This window comes from Mesorhizobium sp. Root552, assembly GCF_001427285.1.
GTDB lineage: Bacteria > Pseudomonadota > Alphaproteobacteria > Rhizobiales > Rhizobiaceae > Mesorhizobium.
In genome coordinates this window covers 250,861-270,725 of record NZ_LMFV01000012.1, presented here as the reverse complement: position 1 = coordinate 270,725, position 19,865 = coordinate 250,861, and the positions used below count along the sequence as shown (strand labels likewise).

General features: G+C 62.4%; 23 protein-coding genes, 1 other RNA gene and 1 riboswitch. Of the genes, 12 read left to right on the top strand and 12 right to left on the bottom strand.

The window, feature by feature from the left end; all coding sequences use genetic code 11:
• Positions 1 to 139: 139 nt before the first annotated feature.
• Positions 140 to 361, top strand: a complete 222-nt coding sequence (gene rpmE / locus ASD50_RS07640; RefSeq protein WP_056238352.1) for a 50S ribosomal protein L31 — start codon at positions 140 to 142, stop codon at positions 359 to 361.
• Between the two features lie 190 nt (positions 362 to 551).
• Here the strand turns inward: rpmE and ASD50_RS07635 are convergent, their stop codons facing one another.
• Positions 552 to 842, bottom strand: coding sequence for a SelT/SelW/SelH family protein (locus ASD50_RS07635; protein WP_082549540.1), 291 nt, complete (start codon positions 840 to 842; stop codon positions 552 to 554).
• Between the two features lie 190 nt (positions 843 to 1,032).
• The gene (locus ASD50_RS07630) at positions 1,033 to 1,782 is read right to left on the bottom strand and encodes a YebC/PmpR family DNA-binding transcriptional regulator (protein ID WP_056238342.1); all 750 of its coding nucleotides are present in this window, start codon (positions 1,780 to 1,782) and stop codon (positions 1,033 to 1,035) included.
• Between the two features lie 260 nt (positions 1,783 to 2,042).
• Here ASD50_RS07630 and ASD50_RS07625 point away from each other — a divergent pair, with 260 nt between their 5' ends.
• Positions 2,043 to 2,855, top strand: coding sequence for an MBL fold metallo-hydrolase (locus ASD50_RS07625; RefSeq protein WP_056238339.1), 813 nt, complete (start codon positions 2,043 to 2,045; stop codon positions 2,853 to 2,855).
• Positions 2,856 to 2,971: 116 nt separating this feature from the next.
• Here the strand turns inward: ASD50_RS07625 and ASD50_RS07620 are convergent, their stop codons facing one another.
• Positions 2,972 to 3,727: a TerC family protein gene (locus ASD50_RS07620; protein ID WP_056238334.1), complete on the bottom strand. Its 756-nt coding sequence runs from the start codon at positions 3,725 to 3,727 to the stop codon at positions 2,972 to 2,974.
• A 150-nt stretch (positions 3,728 to 3,877) separates the two neighbouring features.
• On the opposite strand from ASD50_RS07620, the gene ASD50_RS07615 reads away from it, so the two are divergent.
• Positions 3,878 to 4,501: a tetratricopeptide repeat protein gene (locus tag ASD50_RS07615; protein ID WP_156464970.1), complete on the top strand. Its 624-nt coding sequence runs from the start codon at positions 3,878 to 3,880 to the stop codon at positions 4,499 to 4,501.
• Positions 4,502 to 4,624: 123 nt separating this feature from the next.
• Here ASD50_RS07615 and ASD50_RS07610 read toward each other — a convergent pair whose 3' ends face one another.
• The 3 genes from ASD50_RS07610 to ssrS form a co-directional block, all read right to left on the bottom strand.
• Positions 4,625 to 5,449 carry a TIGR00282 family metallophosphoesterase gene (locus ASD50_RS07610; protein WP_056238804.1) on the bottom strand — a complete coding sequence of 275 codons (825 nt, stop codon included), beginning with the start codon at positions 5,447 to 5,449 and terminating at the stop codon, positions 4,625 to 4,627.
• Positions 5,450 to 5,865: 416 nt separating this feature from the next.
• Positions 5,866 to 6,441 carry a 5-formyltetrahydrofolate cyclo-ligase gene (locus tag ASD50_RS07605; protein ID WP_056238326.1) on the bottom strand — a complete coding sequence of 192 codons (576 nt, stop codon included), beginning with the start codon at positions 6,439 to 6,441 and terminating at the stop codon, positions 5,866 to 5,868.
• Between the two features lie 162 nt (positions 6,442 to 6,603).
• Positions 6,604 to 6,759: non-coding RNA, 6S RNA (gene ssrS, locus ASD50_RS22355), on the bottom strand.
• 157 nt (positions 6,760 to 6,916) lie between these two features.
• Between ssrS and ASD50_RS07600 the strand changes: the two genes are divergently transcribed.
• Together ASD50_RS07600 and ASD50_RS07595 are read left to right on the top strand one after the other, a co-directional pair.
• Positions 6,917 to 7,756 (top strand): AAA family ATPase, encoded by an 840-nt coding sequence (locus ASD50_RS07600; protein ID WP_056238321.1) that lies wholly within the window; start codon positions 6,917 to 6,919, stop codon positions 7,754 to 7,756.
• A gap of 917 nt (positions 7,757 to 8,673) precedes the next feature.
• Positions 8,674 to 9,048 (top strand): VOC family protein, encoded by a 375-nt coding sequence (locus tag ASD50_RS07595; RefSeq protein ID WP_056238802.1) that lies wholly within the window; start codon positions 8,674 to 8,676, stop codon positions 9,046 to 9,048.
• 20 nt (positions 9,049 to 9,068) lie between these two features.
• Here the strand turns inward: ASD50_RS07595 and ASD50_RS07590 are convergent, their stop codons facing one another.
• Together ASD50_RS07590 and rpmB are read right to left on the bottom strand one after the other, a co-directional pair.
• Complete coding sequence (locus ASD50_RS07590; RefSeq protein WP_056238319.1) at positions 9,069 to 9,746, bottom strand: queuosine precursor transporter; 678 nt, start codon at positions 9,744 to 9,746, stop codon at positions 9,069 to 9,071.
• A gap of 91 nt (positions 9,747 to 9,837) precedes the next feature.
• On the bottom strand, positions 9,838 to 10,134 hold the full coding sequence (rpmB, locus tag ASD50_RS07585) for a 50S ribosomal protein L28 (RefSeq protein WP_056238316.1): 297 nt from the start codon (positions 10,132 to 10,134) through the stop codon (positions 9,838 to 9,840).
• Positions 10,135 to 10,386: 252 nt separating this feature from the next.
• Here rpmB and ASD50_RS07575 point away from each other — a divergent pair, with 252 nt between their 5' ends.
• From ASD50_RS07575 to ASD50_RS07565, 3 genes are read left to right on the top strand one after another with little or no spacing between them, the layout of a single operon-like run.
• Complete coding sequence (locus ASD50_RS07575) at positions 10,387 to 11,184, top strand: DUF3108 domain-containing protein (RefSeq protein WP_056238309.1); 798 nt, start codon at positions 10,387 to 10,389, stop codon at positions 11,182 to 11,184.
• Between the two features lie 30 nt (positions 11,185 to 11,214).
• A complete protein-coding gene (locus ASD50_RS07570; protein ID WP_056238305.1) occupies positions 11,215 to 12,105 on the top strand; it encodes a DMT family transporter in 891 nt (296 codons plus the stop codon).
• Positions 12,102 to 12,764, top strand: a complete 663-nt coding sequence (locus ASD50_RS07565) for a lysoplasmalogenase family protein (RefSeq protein WP_056238301.1) — start codon at positions 12,102 to 12,104, stop codon at positions 12,762 to 12,764. Before ASD50_RS07570 ends, ASD50_RS07565 begins: the two co-directional genes overlap by 4 nt.
• 4 nt (positions 12,765 to 12,768) lie before the next feature.
• Here ASD50_RS07565 and ASD50_RS07560 read toward each other — a convergent pair whose 3' ends face one another.
• Positions 12,769 to 13,185 carry a cupin domain-containing protein gene (locus tag ASD50_RS07560; protein ID WP_056238299.1) on the bottom strand — a complete coding sequence of 139 codons (417 nt, stop codon included), beginning with the start codon at positions 13,183 to 13,185 and terminating at the stop codon, positions 12,769 to 12,771.
• A 16-nt stretch (positions 13,186 to 13,201) separates the two neighbouring features.
• Positions 13,202 to 13,969, bottom strand: a complete 768-nt coding sequence (gene gloB, locus ASD50_RS07555; RefSeq protein ID WP_056238295.1) for a hydroxyacylglutathione hydrolase — start codon at positions 13,967 to 13,969, stop codon at positions 13,202 to 13,204.
• Positions 13,970 to 14,111: 142 nt separating this feature from the next.
• Between gloB and ASD50_RS07550 the strand changes: the two genes are divergently transcribed.
• Positions 14,112 to 14,882, top strand: a complete 771-nt coding sequence (locus ASD50_RS07550) for a class I SAM-dependent methyltransferase (protein WP_056238292.1) — start codon at positions 14,112 to 14,114, stop codon at positions 14,880 to 14,882.
• 39 nt (positions 14,883 to 14,921) lie between these two features.
• On the opposite strand, the gene metA is transcribed toward ASD50_RS07550, so the two are convergent.
• Entirely contained in the window at positions 14,922 to 15,851 is a 930-nt protein-coding gene (gene metA / locus ASD50_RS07545; RefSeq protein ID WP_056238288.1) for a homoserine O-acetyltransferase MetA, read from the bottom strand.
• Between the two features lie 50 nt (positions 15,852 to 15,901).
• Positions 15,902 to 15,980: riboswitch (SAM riboswitch) on the bottom strand.
• Between the two features lie 134 nt (positions 15,981 to 16,114).
• Between metA and hisC the strand changes: the two genes are divergently transcribed.
• Positions 16,115 to 17,224: a histidinol-phosphate transaminase gene (gene hisC / locus ASD50_RS07540; RefSeq protein WP_056238285.1), complete on the top strand. Its 1,110-nt coding sequence runs from the start codon at positions 16,115 to 16,117 to the stop codon at positions 17,222 to 17,224.
• A 4-nt stretch (positions 17,225 to 17,228) separates the two neighbouring features.
• Entirely contained in the window at positions 17,229 to 18,164 is a 936-nt protein-coding gene (locus tag ASD50_RS07535) for a prephenate/arogenate dehydrogenase family protein (protein WP_200952387.1), read from the top strand.
• 18 nt (positions 18,165 to 18,182) lie between these two features.
• On the opposite strand, the gene ASD50_RS07530 is transcribed toward ASD50_RS07535, so the two are convergent.
• Positions 18,183 to 19,184, bottom strand: a complete 1,002-nt coding sequence (locus ASD50_RS07530; RefSeq protein WP_056238279.1) for a DUF2125 domain-containing protein — start codon at positions 19,182 to 19,184, stop codon at positions 18,183 to 18,185.
• 98 nt (positions 19,185 to 19,282) lie between these two features.
• Between ASD50_RS07530 and ASD50_RS07525 the strand changes: the two genes are divergently transcribed.
• Entirely contained in the window at positions 19,283 to 19,804 is a 522-nt protein-coding gene (locus tag ASD50_RS07525; protein ID WP_056238276.1) for a gamma-glutamylcyclotransferase, read from the top strand.
• The last annotated feature ends 61 nt before the right edge of the window (positions 19,805 to 19,865 follow it).

Below are 19,865 nucleotides of genomic sequence, written 5' to 3'. Positions count from 1 at the left end.
CAATTTCGGTTGATGTATAGGCACGCCGACCGTTTCAGAGGCCGCTGCTTTTGAATAGCTGCGGCTTCGAGTTTTAGAAAGAGGCGCTTCGACGCAGGCCAACCGGTCGCTGCTGCGCCGCCAGATCAGGAAAAATGCGATGAAGGCCGATATCCATCCCGACTACCACACCGTGAAGATCGTCATGACCGACGGCACCGAGTACACCACGCGCTCGACCTGGGGCAAGGAAGGCGACACGATGAATCTCGACATCGACCCGACCACGCACCCGGCCTGGACCGGCGGCCAGCAGACGCTGCTGGATCGCGGTGGCCGTCTGTCCAAGTTCAAGAAGCGCTTCGAGGGCTTCGGTCTCTGATCGGGATCGAATAGAAACAAGAAACCCGCCTTCGAGGCGGGTTTTTTATTGCCTGCTGTCCAGAGGGCCGGTCGATTGTCCGCAACAACGAAGCTGTCTCATTGTCAGCAGACTAAAGGCCGCGACGCCGACGCCCCCTCGCCCGTTCACGGGAAGAGGGTAAGGGTGAGGGGCAAAGCTGCGGAGCTAACTACCCCTTCGTCTTGCGGTCCGCATGGCCGAGGTCGCGGCCCGGATCGATCACGTCGCGTACCAGTTGCTTGAGCTTGGCGGCTTCGGGAAAGCCGCCGTCGCGTTTGCGTTCCCAGATCAGCTCGTCATTGCAGGTGATGGAGAACACGCCGCCGGTGCCGGGCACCAGCACCACTTCGCCAAGTTCGGTGCCGAAGGTCGAGAGCAGTTCCTGCGCCATCCAGCCGGCGCGCAGCAGCCACTGGCACTGGGTGCAGTAGTTGATGCGGATGATTGGGCGCTCGGTCATGCACATCACCAAAGTTCAGAGGATGGTCACTGCACTGTCTGCGCCAAGATGGTGCGAGATCCGGGTCAGGGTGAGTCGAAAGTGGTGGCTTTCGAGAACCGGAGCGGAGCGTACATTAAAGTACGTGAGCACCGGAAGCGCAGAAAGCTGCCGCTTGCAGACCACCATCACCCGGATATCACCCGGATATTTACGCGGCGCTGAGCTTGGCCAATGTGGCTTCATCGACTTCGAAATTGGCGTAGACGTTCTGTACGTCGTCGTCGTCTTCGAGCGTCGCCACCAGCTTCATCAGCGATTGCGCGCGTTCCTCGTCCACCGGCACGTTGTTCTGCGGCTTCCAGATCACCTTGGCCGATTCCGCCTCGCCGAGCGAGGCTTCCAGGGCCTTTGAAACATCGTTCAGGCTCTCGAAGGCACAGTAGATGGTGTGGCCTTCCTCGTCGGTTTCGACGTCGTCGGCGCCGGCTTCGATGGCCGCTTCCATCACCTTGTCGGCATCTCCTGCCGAGGCCGGATAGTAGATCTCGCCGGCGCGATCCCACATGAACGAAACCGAGCCGGTTTCGCCGAGCGCTCCGCCGGCCTTGGTGAAGGCCGCGCGCACATTCGAAGCGGAACGGTTGCGATTGTCGGTCAGGACTTCGACGATCAGCGCCACGCCGCCGGGGCCGTAGCCCTCATAGCGCACTTCCTCGTAGTTCTCGGTGTCGCCGCCGGACGCCTTGTTGATGGCGCGCTGGATGTTGTCCTTGGGCATCGACTCCGCCTTGGCCGCCTGCACCGCCAGCCTGAGGCGCGGGTTCATGGCCGGGTCGGGCGCGCCGAGCTTGGCAGCGACGGTGATTTCGCGCGCCAGCTTGGAAAACATTTTCGAGCGGACCGCATCCTGGCGACCCTTGCGGTGCATGATGTTCTTGAACTGTGAATGGCCGGCCATGTGACCCCTGTCGTCTGTTCGCGGCGATCAGATCGCGCCGCGCCCACCGGACGCCAGAAAACGGATCTGACTGTTGAGTTGGCATCGGATGCCCGAAAAGCCGGTTTTCGCTGACGGGGGCCGATGCTCGGAATGGCGGGCTTATAGAGAAATCGGCTCAATTCGTCCAGCCGCACGCACCCCGTCGCTCGCGAAAACGTGACTCGGGCGTCCGGGCGGCGTCATTCATAGTCGGCCTGCCCGGATGCCTGGAGGCCGATATGCCGTTCCTGCGCCTGCTCGCCGCCTTCTTCCTGTCCCTCGCCGCCATGCCGCTGCCGGCATGGGCGCAGGAAACCCCGCCGCCGTCGCGATGTCTGGCCATGGCCAACGCGGTGCCGGGCGTCGTCTATGCGAACTTCACGCCAGCTGAGGCAGAAGCCGCGGGCGAGGTGTCGATCACCTATGCCGGCCACTCGACCTACGTCATCGAAACGCCTGCTGGCGTGCGCGTCGCCACCGACTACAGCGGTGTCTACGGCTCAAATCCGCTGCCCGATGTCGTCACCATGAACAAGGCGCACCGCACCCATTTCACCGACCTGCCGGATACCGGCATCGCCAATGTCCTGCGCGGCTGGAACCCTGGCGGCGGACCGGCCCGGCACGCGCTCACCGTCGGCGACATCTATATCCGCAACGTGCCGACCGATATACGCGGCTTTGACGGCGGCATGGAACGCGACGGCAATTCGATCTTCATCTTCGAGGTCGCCGGCCTGTGCATCGGCCATCTCGGCCACCTGCATCACCGGCTGGAAACCGCCCACTACGCCGCCATCGGCCGCCTCGACGTCGTCATGGTGCCGATCGACGGCGGCATGACGCTGTCGCTCGACGCCATGAGCGAGATCGCTAACAGGCTCTATTCTTCGGTGATCCTGCCCATGCACCGCCACGCCACCGGCATCGCCGAATTCACTGGCAGGATGGGCCCGGGCTTCGCCGTCGATTTCAGGGACAGCCGCACGCTGACGATTTCATTGCGCAGCCTGCCGCAGCGGCCGACCATCATCGTCCTGCAAGGCGTGTAGGCGGTCGGCAGCGAACCCTGATGCATGTCTCCCGAAAGTGGGAACCGGTTTCGGGAGACATGCATGAATCATGGAGCTGAAGCGTGCTAAGCGAACCTGGAAGATCGCGACACGCTTTAGTGTTCGCTGCCCTTGGTCTTTCGGCGGCGCGCCAGCATGTTCAGCCCCTCGACCAGCGCCGAGAAACCCATCGCCGCGTAGATGTAGCCCTTCGGCACGTGGAAGCCGAAGCCGTCGGCGATCAGCGTCATGCCGATCATCAACAGGAAGCCGAGCGCCAGCATGACGATGGTCGGGTTCTTCTCGATGAAGGCCGACAGCGGATTGACGGCCACAAGCATCACCGTCACCGCCACGATGACGGCGATGTACATGATGGCGATCTCGTCGGTCATGCCGACCGCGGTGATGATGGAATCGATTGAGAACACCAGGTCGAGCAGCAATATCTGGAATATCGCGCCGACCAGCGACACCTGGATGGTCTTGGAGACGATCTCGTCCTTGTGGTCCAACGGATCGACCGTGTGGTGGATTTCCCGCGTCGCCTTCCACACCAGAAACAGGCCACCGGCGATCAGGATCAGGTCGCGCCACGAGAAACCGTGGCCGAAGGCCGTGAAGATGGGCGCCGTCAGCTTCACGATGAAGGAGATCGTCGCCAGCAGCAAAAGCCGCATGATCAGCGCCGCGCCGATGCCGAGCCGCCTTGCCATTACCCTGTGCTCGGGCGGCAGCTTGTTGGTCAGGATCGAGATGAAAATCAGGTTGTCGATGCCCAGGACGACTTCGAGTACGACGAGCGTTAAAAGGGCAACCCAGGCGGTAGGATCATGGATGAACGCAAAATGGGGGGCAAGGAACTCCAGCATGCGCTCGCAATCTCTCCGTCTGAAAATGTCGTGCAGAGGTAGGTACGGCTTGTCCGATCGTCAATGTCGGGCCGAATTTTTTCTCCAGCGGCATCAGATCCACGACCAATGGCGCATTTCCGACCGCACCGCAAAAGCTATGATGGCCACATGAAACGGGCGATCGTCCTCGCTGTCCTGCTTGCGGCAAGCCTGCCGCCGCTACCCCGCACCCATGCCGCCACCACCCCGCCCACCAAAAGCGCCGAGACTTCACAGCCCTTGCCGGGCGCAAAGGCCAAGCTGCGCGACAGGCTGTTCCAGCATCTCGCCGCCGCCGCGACCGAGGCGCAGGGGCGCGCGCTGGAAGACGAGATCTGGCGTTTCTGGCTCGACCTTGCACCGAACCCCGGGGTCCGCAGCCTTGTCGACCAGGCGATGGACCGGCGCGAGGCCTATGACTTCACTTCTGCCGAAGCCTTGCTCGACCGCGCCGTCGAGCAGGCCCCGGACTACGCCGAGGCATGGAACCAGCGCGCGTTCATCCGCTTCCTGCGCGAAAACGACGAGGGCGCGGAGCAGGACATCCTGCGCGCGCTGGAACTGGAGCCGAAGCATTTCGGCGCGCTGTCCGGCCTGTTCCATGTGCTTTCGCGCCGTGGCCGCACCGAGGCCGCCAACGCCGCCCTGATCGAGGCGGTCAGGATTCATCCCTGGCTGAAGGAGCGCACGATGCTGCCGCCCGACCCGGACGCCGAGCGCCCGCCGATCAAGGGCACCGAACAGGATTTGTAGCGAGCCGTTCGCAGGCCGCTAGCGCTTGCCTGGATTCAGGTCAGGGCGAGCTGAGAACGGTAGCGTTCGAGAACCGGAGCGGAGCGCGGAAGGCTGCCGTTCGCAGGCCGCCCTCACCTGAATCTATCGCCAAAACGCCGGCACCGTCTCCTCCAGCCGCGGCCCGCGCCGGAACGGCGCGATCTTCTCGGCAAGGCCGGTGCGGTCGGAAATCTCGACGCCGACGCCACACAGCGTCGCCGGTCCGCTCGCCGCCTCGAAGCGGCCCTTCGGCACCTTGGACAGGAAGCGGTTGAGCGGTTCCTCCTTGTCCATGCCGAGCGAGGAATCATAGTCGCCGCACATGCCGGCATCCGAAATATAGGCCGTGCCGCCGTTGAGGATATGGTGGTCGGCGGTCGGCTGGTGGGTATGGGTGCCGACGACGAAGCTCGCCCGCCCGTCGACGAAATGCGCAAAGCACATCTTCTCGCTGGTCGCCTCGGCATGGAAGTCGATCACCACCGCATCGGCCTGTTCGCCGAGTGGGCAGGCGGCAAGTTCGCGCTCGCCCGCCTGGAACGGATCGTCGAGTTCGGGATGCATGAACACCCGGCCCATGATGTTGGCCACCATCACCCGCGCCCCGTTCTTGGCAAGGTAGACGCCCGAGCCCCTGCCGGGCGTCCCCTTCGGGAAATTGGCCGGCCTCAGGAACCTGTCCTCGCGCGGCGCGAAGTTCAGCGCGTCGCGGTTGTCCCAGACGTGATTGCCGGTGGTCACGACATCGGCGCCGGCGGCGATCGTGGCCTGGAAGATGTCCTCCGTGATGCCGAAGCCGCCCGCCGCGTTCTCGCCGTTGACGATGACGAAATCCAGCTTGAGTTCCGAAATCAGTCCGGGCAATTGCTCCTGCACCGCCGTGCGCCCGGTCTTGCCCACCATGTCACCAAGAAAAAGCAGTCTCACGCAGACCCAATCCCCAAAATGCCGCATGACATTCTTGGGAAGGTCACGCATCGCTGAAATCTCCGGCGGCATGCTATGCCATGCCACGCCGCCCGGTCTGTAAATCACCGCACGTTCGCGCCGTCAAAGCCATTCGACTTTCGTGGATCGAACTCCAGGAACCAACACCCATGCGGTACCGCCTGAGATTCAGGTCAGGGCGAACCGAGAAGGCCGGTGCATGTCTCCCGAAAGGGGGTACCGGTTTCGGGATAAAGACATGCACAAAATCAAGGAGCTAAAGCGTGTGAAGCGAATCTGGAAGATCGCGCCACGCTTTAGCATTCGAGAACCGGAGCGGAATGTACATAGTCGTATATGAGCCTCGGCGAGCGCAGATAGCCGCCTTTCGCAGGCCGCCCTCACCTGAATCAAGTTCAAAAGCGCCGCAGCCCGCTCTCGGTCAGGATTTCGGGCAGGATCACGTCGTGCGGTTCGTCCGGCACGCGCTTCACCTGCTGGCAATTGAAGGCGGTGCCGATCAGCCGGGGCTTCAGCCCGCGCGCATGCAGGCGTGCAATCGCCCGGTCGTAGTGGCCGGCGCCGTAGCCCAGCCTGTGCCCGCGCGGATCGAAGGCAGCCAGCGGCAGCAGGATGATATCGGGGTCCAGCACCTTCGCATCCGGTCCCGGCCCACTGGTGCCGAAGCCGGTCGAAACCATCGGCGTGCCGCGCACCAGTTCGCGAAAGACGATCGTCTCCTTGTCCAGCACCACCGGCAGGCAAAGCCGCGCGCCTTTTTCACCCAGCGCGAACATCAGCGGCCGAAGGTCGATCTCCGAGCGGATCGGCAGGAACCCCGCTATCACCGTGTTCGGCGCGAAATTGATCGCAGGTTCGCCCACTTCGGCAATGCGCAGCGAAATCTCGATGCGCCACATCGGGTCCAGCGCATCGCGCCGCCCGAGCGCTTCCTGCCGCACGCTTTGCTTCTGCTCTTTCAGTGATGTCATGCCGCTCCCCTCCCCTGCAGCGGAGAAAAATCGCAACTTGGCGCTGAGGTCAAGGGGATCGGGCGAGGTCAAAAGCCGCGCCCTGCCCGAGGGGAAATCATCATTATTGCTGGGAAAGAAATGGCCGCCTGACGGCGATATCCGGGCCGCCCGATTGAAAAGCGACGATCCACGCAACCGATGGAGAAGTTGATCCCGGGAACCTACAAAGTAGGTGGGCGCCATATGTCCGAGCCCACGGGCCCGGTCAGGGACAGCTCCCTAGGGATCAATAAGGCCCCGGGGAAATGTCTCTCCTGTCGCGAGGCGCAGACCGTCCCCATCAATATAGGTTGAAGCACGCGCCAACGCCAGCGCCGGCAAACAGGAACCGTCGTCGCCGGGCGCTCGTGCAATGCGCTTTGTGCCGCAACGGTTTTGCTTGCGTGTCCGAAGCCATCTTTCTACGGTTCGCCGCGAAATCAGGGACAAGAAAATGCGTTTCGAAGGCACTGCGGCCTATGTCGCCGACAAGGATCTGATGGTGGCGGTCAATGCCGCCATCGCGCTCGAAAGGCCGTTGCTGGTCAAGGGTGAGCCCGGCACGGGCAAGACCGAGTTGGCCAGGCAGGTCGCAGCCGCCCTCGGCCTCGACCTTCTGGAATGGCACGTCAAGTCCACCACCCGCGCCCAGCAGGGCCTTTACGAGTACGATGCCGTCTCGCGCCTGCGCGACAGCCAGCTCGGCGACGAACGCTTCAACGACATCAGGAACTACATCAAGCGCGGCAAATTGTGGGATGCCTTCGCCGCCGACAGGAAAGTCGTCCTGCTCATCGACGAGATCGACAAGGCCGACATCGAGTTCCCCAACGACCTGTTGCAGGAACTCGATAAGATGGAATTCTTCGTCTACGAGACCGGCGAAACCGTCCGCGCCGCCGTGCGCCCCATCGTCATCATCACCTCAAACAACGAAAAGGAACTGCCGGACGCCTTCCTGCGCCGCTGCTTCTTCCATTATATCCGCTTCCCCGACGCCGACACGCTGCACAGGATCGTCGAGGTCCATTATCCGGGCATCAAGCAGGCGCTGGTGCGGGCAGCACTCACCCAGTTCTACGAAATCCGGGACGTGCCCGGCCTGAAGAAGAAGCCATCGACATCGGAGGCGCTGGACTGGATCAGGCTGCTGGTCGCCGACGACATTGACCCCGCCGATCTGCGCGGTGATGCCAAGAGCGCCCTGCCGCGCTTGCACGGCGCATTGTTGAAGAACGAGCAGGACGTGCACCTGTTCGAGCGCCTCGCCTTCATGGCCCGCCGCAACGGGTAATTCGCGGCTTAGACACCGACTTTAACGAAACACCCCTCATCCGACCTCGCTGCGCTCGGCCACCTTCTCCCACAAGGGACGAAGGGGACGCCTGCATCGACTTATCCGCCAATCACTGTCGTTAGAGATTAGCAGGAGTGGTTGCGCCTACCTGCCTTCGCCCCTTGTGGGGTGAGAAGTGGTGCGCGGAGCGCACGAAAAGCCCCTAAATGGGCTTTTCGAACGACGAACGCCCTAAGCCATAACGAAAGGCTGGGCAGTGGCCGAGCAAAGCGAGGTCGGATGAGGGGTGTTTGAGCGCAAACGCTGACGCGCCCCTCTCCCCTGCTTAGGAGGAGAGGGTAAGGGTGAGGGGCAGCGCCAAACTGGCGGATGTGGAGTAAACGCGAGCCAAGCTCCCGCCCAACCCCTTGATCCCACTCACTTCCCGCAAAAACTTCACCCTCCCTTATCCCCACCGTCTCCGCCTCCGCCATACTCATGCCATCGCCCTTGCGGGAGACCTGGTGCGCACCGGGTATCAGGGAAGGGCGTCGGTGCCGGATTGGTCGCATGACGGTGTGCGGCTGGGTGATGAGCCCCCAAGTCCGGGCCTTGATCGGGGCTTTCAGCGTCATTGCTGCCCCCGGTGAGGCAAGACCACCGGACGGGCGGCCGCAAGGCCGCACTAACTATCTAAACGAGCGACCGAACGGCCGCCCGTCCTCCCGACCTCTCAACCGAGGTCCGTTCTTTGACAATGGCCAGACGGCTTTAGCCGGGCGTGGCAACCATAAAGCACGAACTCCGATAGCCGTCTGGCCCCGCCTTGTCGGATCGACCTGCATCCGAACGTCCTTTGAATGCGCAAGGCTGCAAGCAGGCAACCACGACCGCGCAGCCGCGTTCAGGACAAAAGCCAACGGAAAGGAAATGTCATGCTCAAGGACAAGTCTTCATCCGCCATCATCGCCGTCAGCGATATCGGCAGGGCGCGCGCCTTCTACGCCGATACTCTGGGCCTCGAACTCGAAGACGACAGCATGGGAGACGTTCTGGTCTTTCGCACCGGCGCAACTTCCCTCATCGTCTATCGCTCAGACTACGCCGGCACCAACCAGGCCAATGCCGTTGTCTGGGATGTCGGCAACGACATCGACGCAATCACTGCAACCCTCAAGGCCAGGGGCGTCGGCTTCGAGCACTATGACGGGATCGGCGACCTCAAGGGCGACATCCACGTCAGCGGCGACATGAAAATGGTGTGGTTCAAGGACCCGGATGGCAACATCCTGCACTTGAACAACATGTAGCCCCTGGCAATCCGGCAAGATCACGCGACCGCCGGCTGACTCCAGCGCGCGGCGATCAGCCGGTAGGGGATCAGCGCGAAGACGGCGATGGCGAGCTTGACCGTGAGGTCGCCGAGCGCCCACGACACCCAGCGCGCCGCCTCGACCGAAAAGACACCCATCAGCGGCGCCGTCTCCAGCGCGAAGCCGTCATCAGGGCCGAGAAGGGCGAAAGCGGCGGCAAAGGCGACCGAGAAAAACACCGCCGTATCGACGACGGAACCGGCCAGCGTGCCGAAGATCGGCGCACGCCACCAGCTTTGCCGGCGCAGCCGGTTGAACACCGTGACGTCGAGCAGTTGCGCCGAAAGAAATGCTGCGCCCGACGCGCAGGCAATGCGCACGAGCCGCGCCGCCGCCGTGTCGAACTCGATCAGGCCGAGCCTGAACAGCAACGGCGGGATGAGGATGGAACATACCACCGCCGTCATGAAGCCGACGAAGACGATGCGCCGCGCAACGGATGGCCCGTAGCGCCGATTGGCAAGGTCGGTGATCAGGAAAGAGAACGGATAGGTGAACGCGCCCCAGGTCAGCACGTCGGCGAGCGCCAGGCCGGCCACCTCGCCTTGCAGCGGAAATTGCACGAGTATGTTGGAGGCGACCACGACAACCGCCATGGCAGCCACGAAGGGCAGGTAACGAGTAAGGAAACTCATTTTTTTATCCTGGGTTATGGAACCAGTGGAACATCGACCGAGAAGACGACGTTCCGTGGAAGGCGGTCGTCCCCCGCCTTGGAAGTCTGCTTCAGGCTGCCGGCTGTTCGGCGAGCTTCTTGGCGATCTGCTTCTTCAACAGGCGCGCACGCTGCGAAAGCTCGGCCGTGTCGGCCTTGGCAAGGAATGCGTCGAGACCACCGCGATGCTCGACCGAACGCAGTGCGTTGGCGGAGATGCGCAGGCGCACATTCTGGTTCAGCGCTTCCGAGATCAGCGTGACATTGACCAGATTGGGCAGGAAGCGGCGGCGGGTCTTGTTGTTGGCGTGGCTGACGTTATTGCCAGTCAGGACGGCTTTGCCGGTAAGTTCGCAAGCGCGGGACATAATGCACCTTCAGGTTCTCGGTCTGGCCAAATCTTGCTGCCCGCGCCGCATGGCGCGCGGTTTCCAGCAAGCGGCCTCATGGAAAAGTTGGCGTTCCATAGTGTCATTTGGGCGAGGCGTCAAGCGCAAGCTTGCCCCGGCGCAAAGCGGCAGCTTCACACAAAGGCCGGAATCCGGCCTATATGCAAGGGCCAAGGGACATCGGATGCCGGACCCGTCCGGCATGATCAGCATCAAGGTGAATTCGCAAGAATGTTTCGCCCCATAGCCCTTTGCTCCGCAGCTCTTTGCCTGGCCGGCCTGACCACCACCTGGTCCGGTCCCGGCTACGCCGCCCCGCAATCGTTCCGCGGCGAATACACCGTCTCCTTCCTCGGCCTGCCGATTGCCCGCGCGGCCTTCCAAAGCCGCTATGACGGCGCGGCGTACCGCATTGACGGCTCCGTCGCCAGCGCGGGTCTGGCCCAGATATTCGACGATACCAAGGGCACCATCGTAGCCTCGGGCAGGCTTGCTGCCGAAGGTCTCCAGCCCCGCGCCTTTCGCGCCGACTACACCTCCGGCAAGAAGGCTTCGCTGGTCGACATCCGCTTCGCCAACGGCACTGTCGCCTCCACCAAAGTCGTGCCGGCGCCGAAAAAGCGCGGCAAGGACTGGGTAGCGCTCAACGCGGCCGATCTCAGAAGCGCCCTCGACCCGATCACGGCAACGGTCGTGCGCGCGCCGAGCCTCGATGAAGTCTGCGGCCGCACGGTGAAGATGTACGACGGCGAGTTGCGCGCCGACCTGAAGCTGAGCTTCGTCAAGAAGGACAGGATTTCGGTCGAAGGCTACGAGGGACCGACCGTCACCTGCCGCATGGGCTTCGAGCCTGTCTCCGGCTACCGGCAGGGTAAGCGCGCTCTGGACTATCTGAAGAACCGCAGCCGCATCATGGTGACGTTTGCGCCGCTTGGCCAAACCGGAGTATATGCCCCGATCCACGCGACCGTCGGCACGGAGATCGGCACCATCACCGTGCGCGCACGCCGCTTCGAAACAACCAACTAGGCGCGACAGGCGCGCCGTCGGGACAAAATCATGGGGCGGGCGACACTGATAGGCTTTTCGGCGGTCGCCATGTGGGCGCTGCTGGCGCTTTTGACCGACGCATCCGGTCAGGTGCCGCCGTTCCTGCTCTCGGCAATCACCTTTTCCATTGGCACCTGCGTCGGCCTTTTTGCCCGCCTGATGATGCCGAAGCCGGCAACAGTTGAGAAAATACCCCCGCAGGTCTGGGTCATCGGCATTGCCGGCCTGTTCGGCTATCACTTCTTCTACTTTACCGCGCTGCGCAACGCCCCGGCGGTGGAGGCAAGCCTCATCGCCTATATGTGGCCGCTGCTTATCGTGCTGGGTTCCGCCCTGATGCCGGGCGAACGACTGGCCTGGAACCATATCGTCGGCGCCTTGCTCGGGCTTGCCGGCACGTTCCTGATCGTCACCAAGGGCGCCGGCCTCGCCTTCGATGCGCGCTATGCCTTCGGCTACGCCATGGCCGCCGTCTGCGCGGTACTGTGGTCGTCCTACTCGCTTTTGTCGCGGCGCTTTCCCTCGGTGCCGACCACAATCGTTACATGGTTTTGCGCGGCAACCGCGATCCTGTCGCTTGCCTGCCACTTCGCGCTTGAAGATACCGTCCTTCCGGCAAATGCAGCCCAATGGCTGGCGGTGCTCGGCCTCGGCCTGATGCCGGTAGGCGCTGCCTTCTATGCCTGGGACATCGGCGTCAAGCGCGGCAATATCCAGGTGCTGGGCGCGGCCAGCTATGCCGCGCCGCTATTGTCGACGCTGGTGCTGATTGTCGCTGGCTTTGCCGAGCCCAGCCTGCGCATCCTCGCTGCCTGCCTGCTCATCACCGGCGGCGCGGTGCTCGCGGCAAAATCATTGCTGTTTCCAAAGCGAACCGGCACAGCGAGCGCAAAAGCATGATGCCGTTTCCCGGCGGCATCGAAACATTCGCCAACGCCACGCTGGTCTTCTCCGCGTTGGCGGCCATGGGCTACATCTTCAGCCTTCCCATGCAGCCGTCGCTGCGCCGTTCAGTCGTCAAGACATCGGCCATCGGCCTGCTCGCCGTCCTCGCTTTCGAGCAGGACGCGCCGCTGTTGCTGGCCGGGGCACTGGGGCTGAGCGCGGCTTCGGATGCATTTTCCTCGCAACCCAACGCCAAAATGTCCGTTGCGGGCTTCGTGGCAGCCGTTGGCGGCTTCCTCGCCTTCGGCCTGCTTTTTCTCACCTATGGCGCGTTCGGCTTCATCGTGTCGGAGCCTTGGCGACCGGCGCTCGCTGCCGCAATGATCGTCTTGACCAGCGTCGCCCTGATCCGCTCATGGGGGCGCATTGGCCGCCGTCTGCGTTTGCCCGTCTGGGCCTATGCACTCGCATTGCTGGTCATGGCGTTGTCAGCCTTGATGACCACACCGACTATCATAGCCGGCGCCCTGCTGTTGACGGGGTCTGGTGCCGCTGGCCTTGCGGCGAGGCTGCCTGCTCCAGAGGCTTCCCCGCAACAGGCGCTGTGGCCGTACGCCACATGGGTGCTGCGCTATGCGGGCCATCTCGCAATAGCGCTGGGCGCGGTGCTCTAGTCGGTCACGGTTTCCAGCCCGGTTCAGCCATTTCGAACTGGGCAAAATCGAATCCCGGCGCGACTGTACATCCGACCAGCGTCCAATCGCCTGTGCTGCGCGCCGTCTGCCACCAACCCGCCGGTACCAGCAATTGCGGCCGCTCGCCGGAAAGAATGTCCGTGCCGAGTCGATGCTCGCTGACCTTTCCTCCGTCGGCGCACATCGATACCAAAAGCGCCGCCCCGGCATAAAAATGCCAGACCTCGGCAGCGTCCTTTACCCGATGCCAGGCCGAAGCCTGGCCACGCTCGAGGAGGAAATAGATCGCGGTCGAATGGCCCCGCCCACCGTTCGGCGCGTCGCGAAACGTCTCGACATACCAGCCGCCTTCCGGATGCGGCCTCATGCCGAGCGCAGCAATGATTTCGGCGGAGCTCATCGCAGCCTTGCCCGGCTCAGAAATTGTCCTTGCGCTTGCGGATTTCCGCGAACACCTCGACATCCGCTGCATTTTCCATGCCGAGGTTCTTGCGGATTGCCGGATCGGCCCAGCGCAGGAATGGATTTGTCGCCAGCTCCTCACCGATTGTAGTCGGTAGCGTGGCTTTCCCTTCCGCTCTCAGCGCCTCGATTTTCTTGGCCCGTGCCTGCAGGGCGGTGTTGCCCGGATCGATGGTGAGCGCAAAGCGGGCATTGGAAAGCGTATATTCATGACCGCAGTAAACGGCCGTTTCGGCCGGAAGAACGGCAAGCTTCTTGAGCGATTCGAACATCACCGGCGGCGGGCATTCGAGCAGCCTGCCGCAGCCGAGTGCAAACAGCGTATCGGCGGCAAACAGCTGCTTCGCCTTGGGCATGTGATAGGTGATGTGGCCCGCCGTGTGGCCCGGCGTGAAGATGACCTCAATCTTCTCGCCGCCGAACGAAATAACCGAGCCGCCCTCGACCGTCTCGTCGATCCCCGGGATCTTTGCCTTTTCCGCCTCAGGGCCAACGATGCGCAGCTTGAAGCGCTCCTTCAAGGCAAGGTTGGCTTCAACATGGTCGACATGATGATGGGTGATGAACAGGGTGCCCGGCTTCCAGCCGGTGCGCTCTATCGCGGCAAGGATGGGTGCTTCCTCAGGCGCATCGATGAGTGCCACCTCGCCACTATCCCGGTCGCGCAACAGGACACCAAAATTGTCCTCGCGGCACATGAACTGTTCGATCTCGATGGCCATACTGATTTCTCCTGTCGATGTCGCCGCAGACATAGGGTGCGCGTCCGGTTATGTCACCCCCTCGATTGGGTGGGCTTGGTTGAACTCGCACTGCATCGCCGCTACCGTCCCGATCCGACCTGGGATCATGATACGGTTTTCCATGCATACCGACATTGTCGACCTGCGTTCCTTCTATGCCTCGCCGCTTGGTCGTCTTGCCGAGCGCTCGATCACGATGGCGCTTTCGTCGATCTGGGCAAATGTACCGAACGAGCGGCTGGTCGGCCTCGGTTATGCGTTGCCTTGGCTTGAACGGTTCGGAACCGATGCCGAGCGGGTGTTCGCTTTCATGCCAGCCACGCAGGGCGCGGTCGTGTGGCCTCCGAACGGCCCTACCGCCACTGCGTTGGTGTTCGACGAGGAACTGCCGCTTGTCGATGCCTCCATCGATCGCATGCTCATGGTCCACTCGCTTGAACACGCGGAAAATCCTCGCGAGACGCTGAACGAGATCTGGCGCGTGCTTTCCCCGGCGGGACGGGTTGTAATCGTTGTTCCCAATCGGCGCGGCGTTTGGGCACGGTTCGAACACACGCCTTTCGGCACCGGCAGGCCCTATTCGCGTTCCCAGCTTGCCGAGTTGCTCAGGGAAACCAACTTCACCCCGGCGGCATGGTCGGACGCTCTGTTCTTTCCGCCGTCGCGCCGGCGGTTCATGATGCGCCTTCACAACATCATGGAAAGTGCCGGGCGCAAACTATGGCCAATCTTTTCAGGCGTCATAGTCGTGGAAGCGCAAAAGCGGCTCTACCAGGGTGTACCAATCGCCCAACGCACCTCGCGCCGCGTTTTCGTGCCTGCGCTATCTCCCCAGGGAGTGACGGGGCTCGGCATGCGTTTTGAAGCGGATGGCGATCCGCGTCAGCCATGACCGACACCGGCGAAAGCGTGGTGAAACCGCTCGGGATTTCTAGACCTTCGAATCCTCGCCGACATTTTCAAGGTCGTATGACGTCGTCTGATAGACCCGGTTGATCCAGTTGCCGAACAGCAAATGCGCATGCGAGCGCCAGCGGTTGAGTGGCGGGCGCGCCGGATCGTCGTCCGGATAGTAACCGTGCGGCACCTCGATCTCGACGCCGGTTGCAACGTCGCGATCGTACTCTTCCTTGAGCGATGTGGAATCGTATTCGATGTGATTGAACATATAGAGCCGGTTGCCGACATCGCCGGCCAAAAGGCAAGGTCCGGTCACCTCCGACTCCATCAAGACATCGAGGCCGGAGCCGTCCGGAATGTCGGCCTTGCGAACCTCCGTCCATCGGGAAACCGGAATGGCGAAGTCGTCCGAGAACCCGGCCAGGTAGGGCGACGCAGGCGCGTTGTTGCGATGCCGGAAGACGCCGAAGGCTTTGTTCCCAAGGGTATACTTCGGGATGCGATGGAAGTGCCAGGCGGCAGCCATCGCGCCCCAGCAGATGAAGAATGAGGAGTGAACATTCGTCACCGTCCAGTCCAGAATGCGCTCCAGTTCCTTCCAGTAGGTGACCTCCTCGAACGGCAACAGTTCGATCGGTGCACCCGTGATGATGAAGCCGTCGAACTTGCGGTGCCGGACCTGCTCCCACGTCTGGTAGAACGAGATGAGATGCTCTTCGGACGTATTCCGGGCCTTGTGGTTGCCGATGCGCACCAGCGTCAGTTCCACCTGAAGCGGCGTCGCCCCCATCAGGCGTGCGAACTGCGTCTCGGTGCGGATCTTGTTGGGCATGAGATTGAGCAAGCCGATCTGCAACGGACGGATGTCCTGCCGCATTGCCGTGCGCTCGTCCATCACGGAGACGCCTTCGCGAACGAGTATCTCGCGGGCGGGAAGCTGATCGGGTATCTTGATCGGCATTGGACAAACTCCAAACAGAAACGGCGACGAAACCGCAGCAGGTCTGAATGGATTTGTCATCCTCGGCCTGTTTAGCGACTTCTTTAACGTGGCTGCAAGCCGACCGGCCAAATCACCACGGAACAGCCTTCTATCTAGTCCTGGCCATGCACCTCGTCAACGGCTCGTGCGACCGGCCAGCGCTTGGCCCTCGACATTGCCGGTCGCGGCTTGTATTTCGGCTCCGTCCTTTCACACCTTCGTTCTCCTATGGAATTGGCACGATGACCACGGCACAGGATCAAGCGCGTCCGCAACCCCGCTCCGGGATCAGGGACATTGAGGCCTACGTGCCGGGCAAGAGCGCGGCCCCCGCCGGCGTGAAGCTGCACAAGCTGTCGTCGAACGAAAATCCCCTCGGCCCCTCTCCCAAGGCGGTCGAGGCGGCCCGCGACGTGGCCGGCAGGCTGGAATTTTATCCCGACGGCTCGTCGCTGAAACTGCGCGAGGCAATCGCCGAAGTGCATGGGTTGAATGCCGCAAACATCGTCTGCTTCAATGGCTCGGACGAGGCGTTGACGTTGTTGTCACGCATCTATCTCCAACCCGGAGATGAGGCGATCTACACCGAGCACGGCTTCCTCGCCTACAAGATCTGCATTCTGGCGGCCGGCGCTTCCTTTGTCATTGCCAAGGAAAAGGACGAGCGCGTCGATGTCGATGCGATCCTCACCGCCGTGACGCCGCGCACGAAAATGGTTTTCCTTGCCAACCCCAACAATCCGACCGGCACTTATGTGCCGTTCGACGAAGTGCGTCGTCTCCATGCGGCCTTGCCCAAGAATGTCTTGCTGATCCTCGACGCCGCCTATGCCGAATTCGTGCGCCGCAACGACTATGAAGCCGGCGTCGAACTGGTCGCCGGGGCCGAAAACGTGGTCATGACCCGCACCTTCTCCAAGGTCTACGGCCTTGGCGGCGCCCGCATCGGCTGGATGTATGCCCCGGCTCACATCGTCGACGCCGTCGAGCGTGTGCGCGACCCTTTCAACGTCACGGCAACCGCGATTGCCGCCGGCTCGGCGGCAGTGCGCGACCGTGCCCATGTCGAGCGCGCCATTGCCCATAACGAAACCTGGCTGCCGTGGCTTACCGAGCAGTTCACCAGGCTTGGCCTGCGCGTGACACCCAGCGTCGGCAATTTCATCCTGATCCATTTCCCGAACGAGGCTTCTCGCTCGGCAGCGGAAGCAGACGCCTATCTGACGGCCCGCGGCTATATTCTGCGGCGCGTTGCCGGCTACGGTTTTCCCAACGCGCTGCGGATGACGGTCGGAACCGAAGAGGCCAATCGCGGCGTAGTCGCCGCACTCACCGAATTCCTGAAAAGATAGAATTATGCCCAAACCCATGTTTGAAAAGATCGCGCTGATCGGCATCGGCCTGATCGGCTCGTCATTGGCGCGCGTCATCCGCCGCGAAGGACTTGCCAGCCACATCGCCATCTCCACCCGCAGCGCCATAACGCTCAACCGCGCCGAGCAGCTCGGTCTCGGCGACAGCTACACCACCAAAGCCACCGAAGCTGTAGGCAACGCCGATCTGGTGATCATCTCGGTGCCCGTCGGCGCCTCGGAACAAGTGGCGAAAGAAATCACGCCGGCACTGAAGAAAGGAGCGATCGTCACCGACGTGGGCTCCACCAAGGCATCCGTTATCGCCCAGATGCAGCCGCATATTCCCGAAGGCGTGCATTTCATTCCCGGCCATCCGCTTGCGGGTACGGAAAAGTCCGGCCCGGACGCGGGCTTTGCCGACCTGTTCCAGAACCGTTGGTGCATCTTCACGCCCCTGCCCGACACCGATCCGGCGGCGCTTGAGAAACTGTCGGATTTCTGGCGCCGCTGCGGCGCCAACATCGATACGATGGACCCGAACCACCATGACATGACGCTGGCCATCGTCTCGCACCTGCCGCATATCATCGCCTACAATATCGTCGGCACGGCGGATGATCTGGAAACCGTCACCAAGTCGGAAGTGATCAAATATTCGGCTTCCGGCTTCCGCGATTTCACACGTCTTGCCGCCTCCGATCCAACCATGTGGCGCGATGTCTGCCTGCACAACAAGGATGCAATCCTGGAAATGCTCGCACGCTTCTCGGAGGATCTCGCCTCCCTGCAAAGGGCGATCCGCTGGGGCGACGGTGACAAGCTTTTCGACCTTTTCACCCGCACCCGCGCCGTTCGAAGGTCGATCATCGAAGCGGGACAGGACATCGATGCCCCCGACTTCGGCCGTCAAGCTGTCGAGCATCCGGCGAAAGCCTGATTTTCCGGAGCCAGGGGCCTAGTCGATCGGCTTGATGTTGCCGAGTGGAATGAAGCCCAGCACGGCCTTGCCCTTGACCACCTTGAGCGGCAGCGACGGTTCGCTGCCGAGCATGGTCAGCGCGGCAAAGCCCTGATTGATCTTGCCTGCCTGCTCGGGAATGGCTGTGGCGAGGATTGCAGCCACGGCTTGCGGGTTGCGCAGCTTGATGACCAGATCGGCATCGACCAGGCCATCGGCATCGACCGCAGCCGGGCCGGAGACCGAAACATGAGCTTCACCCGATGAAAGCTCGAGATTGGCGATCTCCACGGCTTGCCCGCGCAAGCTCTTCGGACGGGAGCGGATAAGGGCGACACCGTTCTTCAGTGTGACCGCACCGATCCCGTCAAGTGGCGGAACCGTGCGTCCATTGATCGCCTCGGGGGGGATCTCTAGATCCTCGAACTGGCCCGCATAAGCGATATCCGGGCCGTTGGGTTCCAGATCGACCTGCGCCCTGGTCGCGCTGAACAATTGTACCGGATCGCTATCGTCGGCCGGGTCCGTCTGCCCGGAAAAGCCATCCGCCACCAGCGAAACCTTGCGTGGCAGCGGCCAGAACAGCTTTGCGCTGGCGTTGAGATTATCCCAGTCCAGCCACAGCGGCGGCATGCCGGGCGCTACGGTGCGCAACGGTCCGCGAAGTGCGGCATCAGCCACCAGCGGTCGGGCGAGGCTGGTTACGGCTGCCAACGCTCCGGCGGAGGCGGCAACGTTGCGGGCATCGTCCTCGTAAGCCATGCCGTCGCAATCGATAGCGAGCCGCAGTGGATAGCCGCTGACGCGAAAATTCGCGCAATCGGCCTCGACGCCTCTCGCACCCAGTTCGGAAATCGTCTGGCCAAACTCGGTCCTGATCTTGTCGGCCAGATAGAACCATCCGGCGCTATAGAGGCCAAACAGCAGCACCAGCAGAATGAGAAGCCACGGCAGCAGACCGCGCCGCCGCTTTGATACCACTTGCTCACTTGACGTCATGCTGCGGCTCTCGCTAACCCGTGGGTGCGCCGGATTCCCGTCGCTTTTCTGACCGGCTCACGGCCACCGCCGCGCGCCTTTCAACTTGGCTTGGCGATATGGGCGATTTTTGGGTTTTTGGCTACGGGTCTCTGATCTGGCGACCCGGTTTCCCGCATCTGGAAACACGCCGCGCCCGGCTGTTCGGCTACCGGCGCTCGCTTTGCGTCTATTCCTTCGTCCATCGCGGGACACGCGAGCGGCCAGGGCTGGTGCTTGGACTGGACCGGGGCGGCTCCTGCGTCGGCGTGGCGTTCAAGGTCGATGGAGCGGCACGCGAGGAGGTCATCGGCTATTTGCGCGAGCGTGAGCAGGTAACAAGCGTCTATCTGGAAAAGACACTGACGGCGCGTCTCGAGACTGGTGAAACGGTAGAAGCGGTTGCCTACGTCGCCGACCGCGCCCACGAGCAATATGCCGGTGCACTGAGCGAAACCGAAGCTGCAACCGTGGTGCAAGGCGCTGTCGGCCAATCCGGGCGCAACGAGGAATATCTGGCCAGCACCGTCGAGCACCTTCACAAGCTGGGCATTCGCGACCACTGGCTCGAAGGTGTGGCAAAACAGGTCGCGCATTTGTGAAGGCGACTTGCGGCGATTTCCGCAACGGGGTTTGACCCGGCCGATCCAATCCTTAGGCTGC

Excerpts from the sequence above, each read along its gene's own strand:
- rpmE (WP_056238352.1), top strand. The coding sequence starts at position 140 with ATGAAGGCCGATATCCATCCCGACTACCACACCGTGAAGATCGTCATG.
- ASD50_RS07635 (WP_082549540.1), bottom strand. The coding sequence starts at position 842 with ATGACCGAGCGCCCAATCATCCGCATCAACTACTGCACCCAGTGCCAG.
- ASD50_RS07630 (WP_056238342.1), bottom strand. The coding sequence starts at position 1,782 with ATGGCCGGCCATTCACAGTTCAAGAACATCATGCACCGCAAGGGTCGC.
- ASD50_RS07625 (WP_056238339.1), top strand. The coding sequence starts at position 2,043 with ATGCCGTTCCTGCGCCTGCTCGCCGCCTTCTTCCTGTCCCTCGCCGCC.
- ASD50_RS07620 (WP_056238334.1), bottom strand. The coding sequence starts at position 3,727 with ATGCTGGAGTTCCTTGCCCCCCATTTTGCGTTCATCCATGATCCTACC.
- ASD50_RS07615 (WP_156464970.1), top strand. The coding sequence starts at position 3,878 with ATGAAACGGGCGATCGTCCTCGCTGTCCTGCTTGCGGCAAGCCTGCCG.
- ASD50_RS07605 (WP_056238326.1), bottom strand. The coding sequence starts at position 6,441 with ATGACATCACTGAAAGAGCAGAAGCAAAGCGTGCGGCAGGAAGCGCTC.
- ASD50_RS07600 (WP_056238321.1), top strand. The coding sequence starts at position 6,917 with ATGCGTTTCGAAGGCACTGCGGCCTATGTCGCCGACAAGGATCTGATG.
- ASD50_RS07595 (WP_056238802.1), top strand. The coding sequence starts at position 8,674 with ATGCTCAAGGACAAGTCTTCATCCGCCATCATCGCCGTCAGCGATATC.
- ASD50_RS07590 (WP_056238319.1), bottom strand. The coding sequence starts at position 9,746 with ATGAGTTTCCTTACTCGTTACCTGCCCTTCGTGGCTGCCATGGCGGTT.
- rpmB (WP_056238316.1), bottom strand. The coding sequence starts at position 10,134 with ATGTCCCGCGCTTGCGAACTTACCGGCAAAGCCGTCCTGACTGGCAAT.
- ASD50_RS07575 (WP_056238309.1), top strand. The coding sequence starts at position 10,387 with ATGTTTCGCCCCATAGCCCTTTGCTCCGCAGCTCTTTGCCTGGCCGGC.
- ASD50_RS07570 (WP_056238305.1), top strand. The coding sequence starts at position 11,215 with ATGGGGCGGGCGACACTGATAGGCTTTTCGGCGGTCGCCATGTGGGCG.
- ASD50_RS07565 (WP_056238301.1), top strand. The coding sequence starts at position 12,102 with ATGATGCCGTTTCCCGGCGGCATCGAAACATTCGCCAACGCCACGCTG.
- ASD50_RS07560 (WP_056238299.1), bottom strand. The coding sequence starts at position 13,185 with ATGAGCTCCGCCGAAATCATTGCTGCGCTCGGCATGAGGCCGCATCCG.
- gloB (WP_056238295.1), bottom strand. The coding sequence starts at position 13,969 with ATGGCCATCGAGATCGAACAGTTCATGTGCCGCGAGGACAATTTTGGT.
- ASD50_RS07550 (WP_056238292.1), top strand. The coding sequence starts at position 14,112 with ATGCATACCGACATTGTCGACCTGCGTTCCTTCTATGCCTCGCCGCTT.
- metA (WP_056238288.1), bottom strand. The coding sequence starts at position 15,851 with ATGCCGATCAAGATACCCGATCAGCTTCCCGCCCGCGAGATACTCGTT.
- hisC (WP_056238285.1), top strand. The coding sequence starts at position 16,115 with ATGACCACGGCACAGGATCAAGCGCGTCCGCAACCCCGCTCCGGGATC.
- ASD50_RS07535 (WP_200952387.1), top strand. The coding sequence starts at position 17,229 with ATGCCCAAACCCATGTTTGAAAAGATCGCGCTGATCGGCATCGGCCTG.
- ASD50_RS07530 (WP_056238279.1), bottom strand. The coding sequence starts at position 19,184 with ATGACGTCAAGTGAGCAAGTGGTATCAAAGCGGCGGCGCGGTCTGCTG.
- ASD50_RS07525 (WP_056238276.1), top strand. The coding sequence starts at position 19,283 with ATGGGCGATTTTTGGGTTTTTGGCTACGGGTCTCTGATCTGGCGACCC.